We start from the raw sequence: 15,418 nt of genomic DNA, 5'->3' as shown, positions 1-15,418 counted from the left end.
GGCCCTCACAGCAGTCCGACGGCGGTGTCCACGGCGGCGGCCACATCGCCGTCCGCCGGGTACAGCAGCGAGCGGCCGACCACCAGGCCGCGCACGGTGGGCAGGCGCAGGGCACCGCGCCACTTCTCGTACGCCGCCTCCTGGTCCTCGGGGGTGCCGCCGACCTCGCCGCCGAGCAGCACGGCGGGCAGCGTGGAGGTCGCCATGACCTCGGCCATGTCGTCCGGGTGCTCGGTGACCGGAACCTTCAACCAGGTGTAGGCGGAGGTGCCGCCGAGGCCCGAGGCGATGGCGATGGAGCGGGTGACGGCCTCGGCGGACAGGTCGTTGCTCAGCCGGCCCTCGGGGGTGCGGCGGCTGATGAACGGCTCGACGAACACCGGGAGCCGGCGCTCGGCCATCGCGTCGATGGCACGGGCGGTGGACTCCAGGGTGGTCAGCGAGCCCGGGTCGGAGTAGTCGATGCGCAGCAGCAGCTTGCCCGCGTCGAAGCCGAGCCGCTGGATGTCCTCGGGGCGGTGGCCGGTGAAGCGGTCGTCGAGTTCGAAGGAGGCGCCCTGGAGCCCGCCGCGGTTCATGGAGCCCAGGACGACCTTGTGGTCGAGGGCGCCGAGCAGCAGCAGGTCGTCGAGGATGTCGGCGGTCGCGAGGACACCGTCCACGCCGGGGCGGGACAGCGCCAGGCACAGCCGCTCCAGCAGGTCGGCGCGGTTGGCCATGGCGAGCTTGCGGCCGCCGATGCCGAGGGCGCCGCGGGCCGGGTGGTCGGCGGCGACGATCATCAGCCGGCCGCTCTCGCCCAGCAGCGGGCGGCGCGGGCGGCGGGCCGCCGCCTCGGCCACCGCCTCGGGGTGGTGGGTGCGGGTGCGCACCAGCGCGGAGACGTCCACGCGCGGGTGGCCGCCGCCGTCCGCGGCCCCGTGGTGGGCGCCCGTGACCCGGCCGGCCCTCACAGCACCGCTCCCGCCGCGAGGGCGGCGGCCACCTCGTCCGGGGTGGGCATCGCGGAGGAGCACTCCAGGCGGGAGGCGACGATGGCGCCGGCCGCGTTGGCGTACCGCATGATCGTCTCCAGGTCCCAGCCGGCCAGCAGGCCGTGGCAGAGGGAGCCGCCGAAGGCGTCACCGGCGCCGAGTCCGTTGAGGACGGTGACCGGCAGCGGCGGCACCTCGGCGGACTCACCGCCGCGGCCGACCGCGAGGACGCCCTTGGGCCCCTGCTTGACGACGGCGATCTCGACGCCCGCGTCCAGGAGCGCGCGGGCGGCGGCGTGCGGCTCGCGGACCCCGGTGGCGACCTCCACCTCGTCGAGGTTGCCGACGGCGACGGTGGCGTGGCGCAGCGCCTCGGCGTAGAAGGGGCGGGCCGCGTCCGGGTCGGTCCAGAACATGGGGCGCCAGTCGAGGTCGAAGACCGTCGTACCGGACTTGGCGCGGTGCGTGAGGGCCGCGAGGGTCGCCGTGCGGCTGGGCTCCTCGCTCAGGCCGGTGCCGGTGACCCAGAAGATACCGGCCTCCCCCACGGCGTCCAGATCGAGTTCGTGGGCGTCGATCTCCAGGTCGGGCGCCTTGGGCTGCCGGTAGAAGTAGAGCGGGAAGTCGTCCGGCGGGAAGACCTCGCAGAAGGTGACCGGGGTGGGCAGCCCGGGGACCGGGGTGACCCAGCGGTCGTCGACGCCGAAGCCGCGCAGGGCCTCGTGCAGATACGCGCCGAAGGGGTCGTCACCGGTGCGGGTGATCACGGCGGTGCTCCGGCCGAGCCGGGCCGCGGCGACCGCGACGTTCGTCGCCGACCCGCCGAGGAACTTGCCGAAGGAGGACACCTGGGCGAGCGGCACACCGGTCTGCAGCGGATACAGATCCACTCCGATCCGCCCCATGGTGATCAGGTCGTACGCCATCGGCTTCCCTTCTCCAGCACACGCCTCTCCCCCGGTTTGTAGTCCCGCACGAGGAGCCCTGTCAATGTTTTGTCCAGACATTCGGACGAGAGCTTGACACCCCTCTCGGCGAGCCGCACGCTGGCGGCCATGACGCCGTTGTCACCTCAGTCTCCCGTGCCCGGCCTGTCCCGTATCCGGGTCGGATCGGCCCCCGACTCCTGGGGCGTGTGGTTCCCGGACGACCCCCGGCAGGTGCCCTGGCGGCGCTTCCTCGACGAGGTCGCCGCGTCCGGCTACGAGTGGATCGAGCTGGGCCCGTACGGCTATCTGCCGACCGATCCCGCCGTTCTCACCGAGGAGACCTCCCGGCGCGGCCTGAAGGTGTCGGCCGGCACCGTCTTCACCGGCCTGCACCACGGCCCGGCGGTCTGGGAGCGCACCTGGGCGCATGTCTCCGACATCGCGGCTCTCACCCAGGCCATGGGCGGCCGGCACCTGGTCGTCATCCCGTCGTTCTGGCGCGACGACAAGACCGGCGAGGTGCTGGAGCCGGACACGCTGACGCCCGAGCAGTGGCGGAATCTGACCTCGCTGACCGAGCGGCTCGGCCGGGAGGTGCGCGAGCGCCACGGCCTGGAGATCGTCGTCCACCCGCACGCCGACACGCACATCGACAGCGAGGAGAACGTCGTCCGCTTCCTCGACGGCACCGACTCCGCCCTGGTGTCGCTGTGCCTGGACACCGGGCACTACGCGTACTGCGGCGGGGACAGCGTCAAGCTGATCGAGACCTACGGGGAGCGCATCGGCTATCTGCACCTCAAGCAGGTGGACCCGGAGATCCTCGCCGAGGTGCGGGCGGACGGCATCCCGTTCGGACCCGCGGTCGCCAAGGGCGTCATGTGCGAACCGCCGTCCGGGGTGCCCGCCCTCGGCCCGGTCCTGGAGGCGGCGGCGAAGCTGGACGTCGATCTGTTCGCGATCGTCGAGCAGGACATGTACCCCTGCGAGCCGGACCGGCCGCTGCCGATCGCGCAGCGGACGCGGGCCTTCCTGAGATCCTGCGGGGCGTAGCACCCCCGCGGGGCGCGGTGCGGGACCGCCGGGTCGACGCGCCGTGCCTTGCCCCGGCGCCCGCCTTTGCGTCGGCCGTGTCACAAATACCTCGCCCGTGTCACACATGTCGCGTGTACGCGGGCTCTCGGTCACACCCGCTCGACAGCCCCTTGCCCGCGCTCACCCTGCGTCGTTGACCGGACACAGGCGTGGTGATCGCCAGCGCAGCGTCCGGCTCCCCCGACGGCCGTCCCGGCCGCCGCCGCGGCGCATGCAGGGAGGTGCGACTCATGACCGACCGAAGGCTCTGGTCCTACAAGGAGATCGCGGCACACATCAAGGTGCAGCCGGACACCGTACGGTCCTACCGCAAGCACGGGCTGCTACCCCCGCCCGACCATGTGGAGGGAGGCAAGCCCTACTGGTACGCGGACACCGTCCGCGCCTGGGTCGCCTCCCGCCCCGGCAATCGCGGCAGACGACAGAACTGAACGACGCCCGCGGGAATCCGGCCGTGCCCTGCCTCCGGGTGGGGCACGGTGCCGCCGCCGAACACGGGGTGCGGCTCGCCCTCGCGTGGGTGGATCTCAGCTCCATGGCTCGATGACCGTCACCCCCGACCCCGGCGCCGTGCCCATCGCCGCCAGCGCGGACGGTGCCGCCGCCAGCGGGATCGCCGCCGTCACCAGCCGGTCGGGGCGCAGCACCCCGGCCCGGACCAGCTCCAGCATCGGCTGGTAGGTGTGCGCGGCCATGCCGTGGCTGCCGAGGATCTCCAGTTCCAGGGCGATGACGCGGGCCATGGGGACCGGGGTGGTGCCGTCCGCGGAGGGCAGCAGGCCCACCTGGACGTGCCGGCCGCGACGGCGCAGCCCGGCCACCGAGGCGGCGCAGGTCGCCGGGGAGCCGAGGGCGTCCAGGGAGAGGTGGGCGCCGCCGGTCAGCTCCCGTACGGCCGCCGCCGGGTCCGCCGTGCTCGCCGCGTCCACGCACGCCGCCGCGCCGAACGCGCGCGCCAGGTCCAGTGCCTTGGGTGACACGTCCACGGCGACCACCCGGGCCCCCGACGCCGCCGCGATCATCACCGCCGACAGGCCCACGCCCCCGCACCCGTGCACCGCGACCCACTCCCCCGCCGCCACCCGGCCCTGCTGGACCACGGCGCGGAAGGCGGTCGCGAAGCGGCAGCCGAGGGAGGCGGCGGTGGCGAAGGACATCCCGTCGGGGACGCGGACCAGGTTCACCTCGGCGTGGTCGAGCGCCACGTACTCGGCGAAGGAGCCCCAGTGGCTGAAACCGGGCTGGGTCTGCCGCTCGCACACCTGCTGGTCGCCCGCCGCGCAGGCCGGGCAGCTGCCGCAGGCGCAGACGAAGGGCACGGTGACCCGGTCGCCGGGGCGCCAGCCGGTGACGCGGGTGCCGACCGCCTCGACGGTCCCGGCGAGTTCGTGTCCGGGCACATGCGGCAGCGTGATGTCCGGGTCGTGGCCCATCCAGCCGTGCCAGTCGCTGCGGCACAGGCCGGTCGCCTCTACGCGCACCACCACGCCGTGCTCCGCCGGCTCCGGGTCCGGTACGTCGCGGACTTCGGCGGGGGTTCCGTATCGCTCGAACACCACAGCCCGCATGCGTTGCTCCTTTTGTTCGCGGGTGGCTTTCTCGCGGAACCTTATGCGCTCCGTTTGTGGGTGGGGGGTGGGGTGCGGTGAGCTTGACGCCGTCGGTTTGGGTGCGGGTGCGTTGTGGTTGATCGCGCAGTTCCCCGCGCCCCTTCAGAGGGCTGGCGGGTCGTCGGTTGGGTGCGGCAGCTTCGTGGCTGGGCGCGCAGTTCCTCGCGCCCCTTCAAGGCGCTGCCGGGTCGTCGGTTGGGTGCGGCAGCTTCGTGGTTGATCGCGCCGTTCCCCGCGCCCCCTCAAGGGGCCGCCAGGTCGTCCGTTGGGTGCGGCAGCTTCGTGGTTGATCGCGCCGTTCCCCGCGCCCCCTCAAGGCGCTGCCGGGTCGTCGGTTGGGTGCGGGTGCATCGTGGTTGATCGCGCCGTTCCCCGCGCCCCCTCAGGGGGCTGCCAGGTCGTCGGTTGGGTGCGGGTGCGTTGTGGCTGGGCGCTCAGTTCCTCGCGCTCCCTCAGGGGGCTTTGCTTGGGTTGGGGTGGTTTCTGTTAGGCCGAAGCGGTTGTGGAAGCGGCGTAGGGGGGCGGGGGCCCACCATGTGGCGCGGCCGGTCAGGCGCATGATCGCCGGCACCAGCAGGCTGCGCACGACCATCGCGTCCATCAGCACCGCCAGCGCGATGCCCAGGCCGAGCATCTTGGTGTTGGTCACGCGTGAGGTGCCGATCGCGACCATGACCACGGCCAGGATGACCGCCGCCGCCGTGATCAGCCCGCCCGTGCGCTGGAGTCCGTGGCGCACGGCCTCGTTGTGGTCGCCGGTGCGGTCGTACTCCTCCTTGATGCGGGAGAGCAGGAACACGCCGTAGTCCATGGAGAGGCCGAAGGCCACGCAGAACATCAGGACGGGCAGGGTCGTCTCGATGGAGCCGGTGCCGGTGAAGCTCAGCGGGCCGGACAGATGGCCGTCCTGGAAGACCCAGACCACCGCGCCGAACATGGCCGTCAGGCTGAGCGCGTTGAGCACCACGGCCTGGACGGGTATCAGCACGCTGCCGGTGAGCAGGAAGACCAGCAGCAGGGTGACGATCACGATGAACGCGGCGGCCCAGGGCAGGCGTTCGGCTATCGCGTGCTTGGAGTCGACGAGGACCGCCGCCGTGCCGGTGACCGCGGTGTCGAACGGTGTGGGTATGGCCCGCAGATCGCGCACCAGGTCCTGGGCCGCGTCATCGACGGCCTCACCCTTCGGCTGCACCGTGAAGTACGCCGAGTCGCCCTTCACCAGGGGGCCGTCGACCCGTGCCACCTCGGGCAGGTCCGCCACCTGCCGGCGGTAGTCGGCGTACTGCGCCTGCGTCGCCCGCCCCTCGGCCAGTACCTCCAGGCCGCCGCCGGGGCTGCCCGGGAAGCCCTCCCGGATGTGCTGCTGCACCACATGGGACTCGGCGCTCGACGGCAGCTGGCGGTCGTCGGCGGTGCCGAACTTCACGCCCAGGAAGGGCAGTCCGAGGATGACCAGCAGGGCCGTGGTGCCGATGGCGAAGATCGGTGCGCGGCGCATCACCAGGCCGGCGGTCCGGGCCCAGGTCGCGCCCTCCTCACCCGTGGGCCGCGGCCCACGGTTCCGGCGGAACAGGCGGCGCAGGTCAAGGGAGTTGACCCGGTGGCCGAGCAGGACCAGGGCCGCGGGGAGCAGGATCAGGGCGGCGGCCGCGGCCAGCAGCACCACCGCTATGCCCGCGTAGGCGAAGGACCGCAGGAAGTACTGCGGGAACAGCAGCATCGCCGCGAGGGACACCGCGACCGTCAGGGCGGAGAAGAGCACCGTCCGGCCGGCCGTGCGCAGCGTCGTGCCGACGGCTGTCAACGGCGTGCCGCCCGTGGACAGTTCCTCCCGGAAGCGGCGGACGATGAACAGCGCGTAGTCGATGGCGAGGCCGAGGCCGAGCGCCGTGGTGAGGTTCATCGCGAAGACGGAGACGTCGGTCATCTCCGTCAGGCCGCGCAGCACCGCGTTGGTGCCGAGGATGGCGACGATGCCGATGCCCAGCGGCAGCAGAGCGGCGATCGCGCTGCCGAAGACCATCACCAGCAGCACGAGCGTGATCGGCAGGGCGATCAGCTCGGCCCTGGCCAGGTCGTCCTGGATGATCGTCTGCATCTCGTGCCGCACGGCGACCATGCCGCCGATCCGCACCTCCAGCGGGCCGTGCGTCCCCCGGTAGTGGGGCGCTATGCGGTCCAGGGTCTGCCCCATCGCCTTCTCGTCGCCGGTGATGCGCGCGGCGATCAGCGCCTCGTGGCCGTCCTCCGCGCGCAGCGCGGGCGACTCGGTCCGCCAGTAGGAGCCGACGCCCGTGACGCCTCTCTCGCCCGCCAGGCGGGTGGCGAGGTCCCGGGCGCGGGCCGCGACCGCCGGGTCGTCGACGGAGGAGCCGCCGGCGTCGACCAGGAGCAGCAGATTGGGCTGGGAGTCGGGAAACTCGCGCTCCAGCGCCTTGGTGGCGTACGTCGACTCGGCGGCCGGGTCCTCCCAGCCGCCGCTGCCCAGGCGGTCCGCGACCCCACTGCCGGCCAGCACCGCGAGCACGGTGAGCACGAGGGCCGCGAGCAGCGACAGCCGGGGCCGGGCGGTCACGAAGCGCGTCCAGCCCCCGACGCGGGGCGGCGCGTCCCCGGTGCGCGTCGGCTTGTTGACTTCGGTCATCCTGCGGTGTCCCCTTCACCGTGACCTGTGCGTCCGTGCCAGCACGGCAGCATGGATCAGCCATTGCCATAGACTAGCAAACACGAGAGATCGCTCGCGTTCCCCTAGAATGCGAGCGGCCGCTCGTGTTTGTCAATCGCGTTCGAAGAGCTGGGGATAACGCGTGTCCGACAAGCCCGAGACGCCCGAACAGCCGGGGACGCCGGGGAGCGAGCCGGGGACCCCGGACAAGCCCCGGAGGGAACAGCCGCGCCGCCGCCAGGCCCGCGGCGAGCGGCGCATCGCCCAACTCCTCGACGCCGCCGCGTCGGTCTTCTGCGCGAGCGGCTACACGGCCGCCAGCACCAACGCGATCGCCCGCGAGGCGGGCGTCTCGCCGGGCACGCTCTACCAGTTCTTCCCCAACAAGGAAGCGATCGCGATCGAGCTGGGCGGCCGGCTGATGCACGAGATGCGCCAGACGTACGGCGCGGTGTTCGGCCGGGTCGACCCCGCCACCCCGCTCGCGGAGACCGTCGGCGCGGCGGTCGACCGCTTCGTCGCGTTCAACAGCGAGCACCCCGTGTTCTTCGCGCTGATGAAGGGCCCCGACACCCCCGGCCGGATCGCCGAGGAGCACGAGGCCCTGCACGCGACGATGGTGGCGCGCATCGAGGAACTGCTCTCCTCGTACCTGACCGGCCGGCCCGCGGCCGAGGTCACGCGTACGGCGCACGTCTGCCTCGGCATCCACAAGGCGGGGCTGGAACTGGCCCTCGCCCATGAGGGCGCCGAACGCGACGCCTACGTCCAGGAGGTCAAGAACGTCCTGATCCGCTACCTCGAGCCCCTGACCTGCGGCCACACCCCGACACCGAGCCCCTGACGGGCACCCCGACGGGCGATCACGCACCGGCATGCGCCCGGCCGGGCACCGGTGGGGCCTCCCGGACCGCGGCCCGCAGGGCATCTGTCATGCCCCTCCTTGGAAAGTACCCCCTAGGGGTATAGCCTGGGTGACGCAGGGCCCACTGTGGGACTCATCGGCCCCACCCGGCACGGACGAGGAGCAACGACATGACCGCCCAGACCGACAACCCGGACTCCGTCACGACCGTCTACAAGGTGAGCGGCATGAGCTGCGGGCACTGCGAGGGTGCCGTCTCCGGCGAGATCTCCGAGATCCCCGGCGTCAGCTCGGTGAAGGCCGTCGCGTCGAGCGGCGAGGTCACCGTCATCTCCGCCGCGCGGCTCGACGAGGACGCCGTCCGCGCCGCCGTCGACGAGGCCGGCTTCGAACTGGTCGGCACGGTCTGAGTCCGCACGGCCCGAGCACACGAACGCAGGACTGAAACACCCCTCCCCGTCCGGGCCGTACCGACCAGCCGACGCTGGATCCGTACGGCCCGGTCCGTTGTCTGGAGTCCGGAGACATGACCAGCATCACTACGGGACCCACCGCCGCGGCGACACCCACGCCCCCCGAGGCCCCCGGGATCCGCGAGCCCTCCGGAACCCGCGAGGTCGACCTGCTCATCGGGGGCATGACCTGCGCCTCCTGCGCCGCCCGGGTCGAGAGGAAGCTCAACCGGATGGACGGCGTCACCGCCACCGTGAACTTCGCGACGGAGAAGGCGAAGATCAGCTGCGCCGACGGGGTCCAGGTCGCCGATCTGATCGCCACCGTCGAGAAGACGGGGTACACCGCCGAGGAACCCCCGCCGCCGCAGCCGCCCGAGGCGGCCGCGCCGGGGCAGGCCCCTCAGGACCCCGAGCTGACGGCGCTGCGCCACCGGCTGCTCGTCTCCGGCCTGCTGGCCGTGCCCGTGGTGCTGCTCGCCATGGTCCCGGCGCTCCAGTTCGACAACTGGCAGTGGCTCTCGCTGACCCTGGCCGCTCCGGTCGTCGTCTGGGGCGGCCGGCCGTTCCACCAGGCGGCCTGGACGAACGCCCGGCACGGCGCGGCCACCATGGACACCCTGGTCTCGGTCGGCACGCTGGCCGCGTTCGGCTGGTCGCTGTGGGCGCTGTTCCTCGGTGACGCGGGCATGCCGGGGATGCACGACGAGTTCCGGTTCACCGTCGAGCGGATGGACCCCGCCGCCACCATCTATCTGGAGGTGGCCGCGGGCGTCGTCACCCTGATCCTGCTGGGTCGCTTCCTGGAGGCCCGCGCCAAGCGGCGCGCGGGCGCCGCCCTGCGGGCGCTGATGGAGCTGGGCGCCAAGGACGTGGCCGTGCTGCGGGAGGGGCGCGAGGTGCGCGTGCCGGTGGCGGAGCTGCGGGTAGGCGACCGCTTCGTGGTGCGGCCCGGCGAGCAGGTCGCCACCGACGGCACGGTGGTCGAGGGGGTCTCCGCGATCGACCAGTCCCTGCTCACCGGCGAGTCGGTGCCGGTGGACGTGGGCGTCGGCGACGCCGTCACCGGCGCCACGGTCAACGCGGGCGGGCGGCTGGTCGTCGAGGCCACCCGGGTCGGCACGGACACCCAGCTGGCCCGGATGGCGAAGCTGGTGGAGGACGCCCAGAACGGCAAGACCGAGGTGCAGCGGCTGGCCGACCGGATCTCCGCGGTGTTCGTCCCGGCGGTCATCCTGATCGCGGCCGCCACGTTCGGGACCTGGCTCGGCGTCACGGGCGACACCGCCGCCGCCTTCACGGCCGCCGTCGCGGTGCTGATCATCGCCTGTCCGTGCGCGCTGGGCCTGGCCACGCCGACCGCGCTGATGGTCGGCACCGGCCGGGGCGCGCAGCTCGGCATCCTGATCAAGGGCCCGGAGGTGCTGGAGTCCACGCGCCGCGTCGACACGGTCGTCCTGGACAAGACCGGCACGGTCACCACCGGCCGGATGACCCTCCAGGAGGTGTACGCCGCCGAGGGCACCGACGAGCAGGAGCTGCTGCGGCTCGCGGGCGCCCTGGAGCACGCCTCCGAGCATCCGGTGGCCCGGGCGGTCGCGGCCGGCGCCGAGGAGCGGGTGGGGCAACTGCCGCCGGCCGAGCACTTCGAGAACGTCCCGGGGCGGGGCGTACGCGGGCGCGTCGAGGGCCGCGAGGTGGCCGTGGGGCGCCTCTTCGACGAGCTGCCGCCGGAGCTGGGCCGGGCGGTGGCAGCGGCCGAGCGGGACGGCCGTACGGCCGTCGTGGCCGGCTGGGACGGAGCCGCGCGCGGGGTCCTCACGGTCGCCGACGCGGTCAGGGAGACCAGCGCCGAGGCCGTGCGGGAGCTGCGCGCGCTGGGGCTCAGGCCGGTGCTGCTGACCGGGGACAACCGGGCGGTGGCACAGGCCGTCGCCCAGGCGGTGGGGATCGACGAGGTGATCGCCGAGGTGCTGCCCGAGGACAAGGTCGACGTCGTACGGCGGCTGCGGCGCGAGGGGCGGATCGTGGCCATGGTGGGTGACGGCGTCAATGACGCGGCCGCGCTCGCCACCGCCGATCTGGGGCTCGCGATGGGCACCGGCACGGACGCGGCGATCGAGGCGGGCGATCTGACGCTGGTGCGCGGGGACCTGCGGGTGGCCGCGGACGCGATCCGGCTGTCCCGGCGTACGCTGGCCACGATCAAGGGCAATCTGGGGTGGGCCTTCGGCTACAACCTGGCCGCGCTGCCGCTGGCGGCGGCCGGGCTGCTGAACCCCATGATCGCGGGGGCGGCGATGGCGTTCTCCTCGGTGTTCGTGGTGACGAACAGCCTGCGTCTGCGGCGGTTCCGGTGAGCCTCAGCCGAAGTTACCGACAGTAGACCGAAGCCGAAGTAAGAGTCCCTCTAGAGTCCGGCGCGCGCACCACATAAGCTCTTCACAAGGCTCGCGCATCATCCTTACGCTTGAGCCCCGATCGCCGTATCGGGGCTCTTGCGCACCTAACGGACATATGCAAGAGACGCAGATCACAGTGATGTGAACGTAACCATCGAAGGGGTTCGACGGTCTAAGTTGGCGATGTCAGTCGGCGTCTTGGGGGGCGTCGGCCGGCATCTGAGGTTGTCTTGGGGGACTTCCTCAGAGATGCGTTGCCGGGGCACGTACACCGGGAAGCTTTGAGCGGCCCTCCCGACCGTGCGGGTCCCGGCAGATCGCACCGCATCACTGGAGTACGGCGGGTTTTGCTCGTTGTGCTCACGCAGCGATTCAGGCGCTGCTTTCGCAAGCGCCCGGCCGGATCCCGTGGGGGGAATCCGCACCGGGACACGGGAAGGCGCCCTGGTCGTCGGCCCGTGGGGGGACCGGCGTTCCAGGGCGCCTTCTTCAGGTGTCAGGGCTCGGCCCGCCAGGTCGGCCGCAGAGCCGTCATGCTCCCGGACCGGCCCGGGTCCGCGGCCCCGCAGGGCCGCGGCACCCCTCGCCAGCAGGTGTCAGCGCGCCTCGACCGGCACGAAGTCGCGCTCCACGACACCCGTGTAGATCTGCCGCGGGCGGCCGATACGAGAGCCCGGCTCCTTGATCATTTCCTGCCACTGGGCGATCCAGCCCGGCAGCCGGCCGAGCGCGAACAGGACGGTGAACATCTCCGTCGGGAAGCCCATGGCCCGGTAGATCAGGCCGGTGTAGAAGTCCACGTTCGGGTAGAGCTTGCGCTCGACGAAGTAGTCGTCGGAGAGGGCGTGCTCCTCCAGCTTGAGGGCGATGTCGAGCAGCTCGTCGTCCTTGCCGAGGGCCGAGAGCACATCGTGCGCGGCAGCCTTGATGATCTGGGCGCGCGGGTCGAAGTTCTTGTAGACCCGGTGGCCGAAGCCCATCAGGCGGACGCCGTCCTCCTTGTTCTTCACCTTGCGGATGAAGGTGTCGACGCCGGCGCCGGAGTCGCGGATGCCCTCCAGCATCTCCAGGACGGACTGGTTGGCGCCGCCGTGCAGCGGGCCCCACAGCGCGTTGATGCCCGCCGAGATCGACGCGAACATATTGGCCTGGGAGGAGCCGACCAGACGGACCGTGGAGGTCGAACAGTTCTGCTCGTGGTCCGCGTGCAGGATCAGCAGCTTGTCGAGCGCGGAGACGACCACCGGGTCGAGCTGGTACTCGTCGGCCGGCACCGAGAACGTCATACGCAGGAAGTTCTGCACATAGCCGAGGTCGTTGCGCGGGTAGACGAACGGGTGGCCGATCGACTTCTTGTAGGCGTACGCCGCGATCGTGGGGAGCTTGGCGAGCAGGCGGATGGTGGAGAGGTTGCGCTGCTTCTCGTCGAACGGGTTGTGGCTGTCCTGGTAGAAGGTGGACAGCGCCGAGACCACCGACGACAGCATGGCCATCGGGTGGGCGTCGCGCGGGAAGCCCGTGTAGAAGTTCTTGACGTCCTCGTGCAGCAGCGTGTGCTGTGTGACGTCGTTCTTGAACGTGGTCAGCTCGTCGACGGTCGGCAGCTCACCGTTGATCAGCAGGTACGCCACCTCCAGGAAGGTGGAGCGCTCGGCCAGCTGCTCGATCGGATAGCCGCGGTACCGCAGAATGCCCGACTCGCCGTCGAGGTAGGTGATGGCGGATTTATAGGCGGCCGTGTTGCCGTAACCGCTGTCCAGAGTCACCAGACCGGTCTGAGCGCGGAGCTTCCCGATGTCGAAGCCCTTGTCACCGACGGTGCTGTCGATCACCGGGTAGGTGTACTCGCCGTCGCCGTACCGCAGTACTACAGAGTTGTCGCTCACGTCTTCCCTCACCGACGTAGTGCCTCATCTTCGAGGTGCCCTGACTGTCTCTACCATCCCCCATTTGGCTCAGGAGAGTGCACTCGGGGTCGACCATTGGGCTAATTGGCGGCACTCAGTGCCGCCAACCTGCTCATCCTGCCCCGTTGCCGGCCCATCGGGAAGAGCTGTGTGACCTTCCCGACTCATTTGATCGATCATTTGCGGTGCTCCAGTCTGAAGTCGAGGGCGGTGCACCGCCGTCCGGCCGACACGGTGCGCACCGCCTGGCCGATCGCCTTGCGCGAACCGACGAGAACGACCAGCCGCTTGGCGCGGGTGACGGCCGTGTAGAGCAGATTGCGCTGAAGCATCATCCAGGCGCCCGTGGTGACCGGGATCACCACCGCCGGGTACTCGCTGCCCTGCGAGCGGTGGATGGTGACCGCGTACGCGTGCGCCAGCTCGTCCAGTTCGTCGAATTCGTACGGCACCTCCTCGTCCTCGTCCGTCAGCACCGTCAGCCGCTGGTCGACCGGATCGAGCGAGGTGACCACGCCCACGGTGCCGTTGAAGACGCCGTTCTCCCCTTTCTCGTAATTGTTGCGAATCTGGGTGACCTTGTCGCCGACGCGGAAGACCCGGCCGCCGAACCGCTTCTCGGGCAGGTCCGGGCGGGCGGGCGTGACGGCCTGCTGGAGCAGGCCGTTGAGGGTGCCGGCGCCGGCCGGGCCGCGGTGCATCGGCGCGAGCACCTGCACGTCCCGGCGCGGGTCGAGGCCGAACCGGGCCGGGATGCGGCGCGCGGCCACGTCCACGGTGAGCCGGCCGACGGCCTCCGTGTCGTCCTCGACGAAGAGGAAGAAGTCCTTCATGCCGTCGGTGACCGGGTGCTGCCCGGAGTTGATGCGGTGCGCGTTGGTCACCACGCCGGACTGCTGGGCCTGCCGGAAGACCCGGGTGAGGCGGACGGCCGGGATCGGGCTGCCGTCGGCCAGCAGATCCCGCAGCACCTCGCCGGCACCGACGCTGGGCAGCTGGTCCACGTCCCCGACGAAGAGCAGATGGGCGCCCGGGGGCACCGCCTTGACCAGCTTGTTGGCGAGCAGCAGATCCAGCATGGAGGCCTCGTCCACGACGACCAGGTCGGCCTGGAGCGGGCGGTCCTTGTCGTACGCCGCGTCGCCGCCCGGCTTCAGCTCCAGCAGCCGGTGCACGGTGGAGGCCTCGGCGCCGGTCAGCTCGGCCAGCCGCTTGGCGGCCCGGCCGGTGGGCGCGGCCAGCACGACCCTGGCCCCTTTGGCGCGGGCCAGTTCCACGATGGAGCGGACCGTGAAGGACTTGCCGCAGCCGGGGCCGCCGGTGAGGACGGCGACCTTCTCGGTCAGCGCCAGCCGCACGGCGGCCTCCTGCTCGGGCGCGAGGTCGGCGCCGGTGCGGCCCTCGAGCCAGCCCAGGGCCTTGTCCCAGGCGACGCTCCGGAAGGACGGCATCCGGTCCTCGTCGGTGCGCAGCAGGCGCAACAGCTGGGCCGCGAGGGAGAGTTCGGCACGGTGGAAGGGGACGAGGTAGACCGCGGTGACGGGCTCGCCGCCGTCGGCTCCGGGCACCTTCTCCCGTACGACACCCGGGTCGGCCCCCTCCTCCGGCGGCTCGGCCAGTTCGGCGAGGCACTCGATGACCAGGCCGGTGTCGACCTGGAGCAGCTTCACCGCGTCCGCGATCAGCCGCTCCTCGGGCAGGAAGCAGTGGCCCTGGTCGGTGGACTGGGACAGCGCGTACTGGAGACCCGCCTTGACGCGTTCCGGGCTGTCGTGCGGGATGCCGACGGACTGGGCGATCTTGTCGGCGGTGAGGAAGCCGATGCCCCACACGTCGGCCGCCAGCCGGTACGGCTGGTTCTTCACGACGGAGATGGAGGCGTCGCCGTACTTCTTGTAGATGCGCACGGCGATGGAGGTGGAGACCTCGACGGTCTGGAGGAAGAGCATGACCTCCTTGATCGCCTTCTGCTCCTCCCAGGCGTCGGCGATCTTCTTGGTGCGCTTGGGGCCGAGCCCGGGCACCTCGATCAGCCGCTTGGGCTCCTCCTCGATGATCCGCAGGGTGTCCAGGCCGAAGTGCTGTGTGATGCGGTCGGCGAAGACCGGGCCGATGCCCTTGACCAGGCCCGAGCCGAGGTAGCGGCGGATGCCCTGGACGGTGGCCGGCAGGACGGTCGTGTAGTTCTCGACGGTGAACTGCTTGCCGTACTGCGGGTGGGAGCCCCAGCGGCCCTCCATCCGCAGCGACTCGCCGACCTGCGCGCCGAGCAGCGCGCCGACCACGGTGAGCAGGTCGCCGGCGCCTCGGCCGGTGTCGACGCGGGCGACCGTGTAGCCGTTCTCCTCGTTGGCGTACGTGATCCGCTCCAGCACGCCTTCGAGTACGGCTAGCTTCCGCTCGGCCGTGGGGTTCCCCGCCTGTTGCGCCATGCTCCGACCGTACCGCCGGGCTGTGACAGCACTGCTCGCGGAGGCGGGCGGTGGGGGTGTGGTCCGAGGGCGGTCAGGCCCGGC

11 protein-coding genes are annotated in these 15,418 nt (G+C 71.7%); 5 read left to right on the top strand and 6 right to left on the bottom strand.

The annotated features are described in order from the left end of the window. Positions 1-5: 5 nt before the first annotated feature. Entirely contained in the window at positions 6-890 is an 885-nt protein-coding gene (locus CTZ28_RS08420; protein ID WP_121888868.1) for a Cgl0159 family (beta/alpha)8-fold protein, read from the bottom strand. Positions 891-949: 59 nt separating this feature from the next. Then, positions 950-1,900 (bottom strand): 5-dehydro-2-deoxygluconokinase, encoded by a 951-nt coding sequence (iolC, locus tag CTZ28_RS08415; RefSeq protein ID WP_121888637.1) that lies wholly within the window; start codon positions 1,898-1,900, stop codon positions 950-952. Positions 1,901-2,029: 129 nt separating this feature from the next. Between iolC and CTZ28_RS08410 the strand changes: the two genes are divergently transcribed. Together CTZ28_RS08410 and CTZ28_RS08405 are read left to right on the top strand one after the other, a co-directional pair. Next, positions 2,030-2,956 (top strand): sugar phosphate isomerase/epimerase family protein, encoded by a 927-nt coding sequence (locus CTZ28_RS08410; protein ID WP_121888867.1) that lies wholly within the window; start codon positions 2,030-2,032, stop codon positions 2,954-2,956. A 272-nt stretch (positions 2,957-3,228) separates the two neighbouring features. Next, a complete protein-coding gene (locus CTZ28_RS08405) occupies positions 3,229-3,429 on the top strand; it encodes a helix-turn-helix transcriptional regulator (RefSeq protein ID WP_121888636.1) in 201 nt (66 codons plus the stop codon). Positions 3,430-3,525: 96 nt separating this feature from the next. Here the strand turns inward: CTZ28_RS08405 and CTZ28_RS08400 are convergent, their stop codons facing one another. Then, complete coding sequence (locus CTZ28_RS08400) at positions 3,526-4,566, bottom strand: zinc-dependent alcohol dehydrogenase family protein (RefSeq protein WP_121888635.1); 1,041 nt, start codon at positions 4,564-4,566, stop codon at positions 3,526-3,528. A gap of 424 nt (positions 4,567-4,990) precedes the next feature. Next, entirely contained in the window at positions 4,991-7,255 is a 2,265-nt protein-coding gene (locus CTZ28_RS08395) for an MMPL family transporter (protein WP_121888634.1), read from the bottom strand. Positions 7,256-7,535: 280 nt separating this feature from the next. On the opposite strand from CTZ28_RS08395, the gene CTZ28_RS08390 reads away from it, so the two are divergent. From CTZ28_RS08390 to CTZ28_RS08380, 3 genes are all read left to right on the top strand, one after another. Continuing rightward, entirely contained in the window at positions 7,536-8,120 is a 585-nt protein-coding gene (locus tag CTZ28_RS08390) for a TetR/AcrR family transcriptional regulator (protein WP_259471523.1), read from the top strand. A gap of 191 nt (positions 8,121-8,311) precedes the next feature. After that, positions 8,312-8,551, top strand: a complete 240-nt coding sequence (locus tag CTZ28_RS08385; RefSeq protein WP_121888632.1) for a heavy-metal-associated domain-containing protein — start codon at positions 8,312-8,314, stop codon at positions 8,549-8,551. 116 nt (positions 8,552-8,667) lie between these two features. Then, positions 8,668-10,953, top strand: a complete 2,286-nt coding sequence (locus CTZ28_RS08380) for a heavy metal translocating P-type ATPase (protein ID WP_121888631.1) — start codon at positions 8,668-8,670, stop codon at positions 10,951-10,953. Positions 10,954-11,591: 638 nt separating this feature from the next. Here CTZ28_RS08380 and CTZ28_RS08375 read toward each other — a convergent pair. Both CTZ28_RS08375 and recD2 read right to left on the bottom strand, forming a co-directional pair. After that, complete coding sequence (locus tag CTZ28_RS08375; protein WP_121888630.1) at positions 11,592-12,881, bottom strand: citrate synthase; 1,290 nt, start codon at positions 12,879-12,881, stop codon at positions 11,592-11,594. Positions 12,882-13,078: 197 nt separating this feature from the next. Further along, entirely contained in the window at positions 13,079-15,334 is a 2,256-nt protein-coding gene (gene recD2, locus CTZ28_RS08370) for an SF1B family DNA helicase RecD2 (protein WP_121888629.1), read from the bottom strand. Positions 15,335-15,418: the final 84 nt, after the last annotated feature.

It is taken from the genome of Streptomyces shenzhenensis (assembly GCF_003688995.1).
Classification (GTDB): Bacteria; Actinomycetota; Actinomycetes; order Streptomycetales; family Streptomycetaceae; genus Streptomyces; species Streptomyces shenzhenensis_A.
Note: the sequence above shows the minus strand (reverse complement) of the source record. Positions and strands in the feature narration are given on the sequence as shown.

Excerpts from the sequence above, each read along its gene's own strand:
- iolC (WP_121888637.1), bottom strand. The coding sequence starts at position 1,900 with ATGGCGTACGACCTGATCACCATGGGGCGGATCGGAGTGGATCTGTAT.
- CTZ28_RS08410 (WP_121888867.1), top strand. The coding sequence starts at position 2,030 with ATGACGCCGTTGTCACCTCAGTCTCCCGTGCCCGGCCTGTCCCGTATC.
- CTZ28_RS08405 (WP_121888636.1), top strand. The coding sequence starts at position 3,229 with ATGACCGACCGAAGGCTCTGGTCCTACAAGGAGATCGCGGCACACATC.
- CTZ28_RS08400 (WP_121888635.1), bottom strand. The coding sequence starts at position 4,566 with ATGCGGGCTGTGGTGTTCGAGCGATACGGAACCCCCGCCGAAGTCCGC.
- CTZ28_RS08395 (WP_121888634.1), bottom strand. The coding sequence starts at position 7,255 with ATGACCGAAGTCAACAAGCCGACGCGCACCGGGGACGCGCCGCCCCGC.
- CTZ28_RS08385 (WP_121888632.1), top strand. The coding sequence starts at position 8,312 with ATGACCGCCCAGACCGACAACCCGGACTCCGTCACGACCGTCTACAAG.
- CTZ28_RS08380 (WP_121888631.1), top strand. The coding sequence starts at position 8,668 with ATGACCAGCATCACTACGGGACCCACCGCCGCGGCGACACCCACGCCC.
- recD2 (WP_121888629.1), bottom strand. The coding sequence starts at position 15,334 with ATGGCGCAACAGGCGGGGAACCCCACGGCCGAGCGGAAGCTAGCCGTA.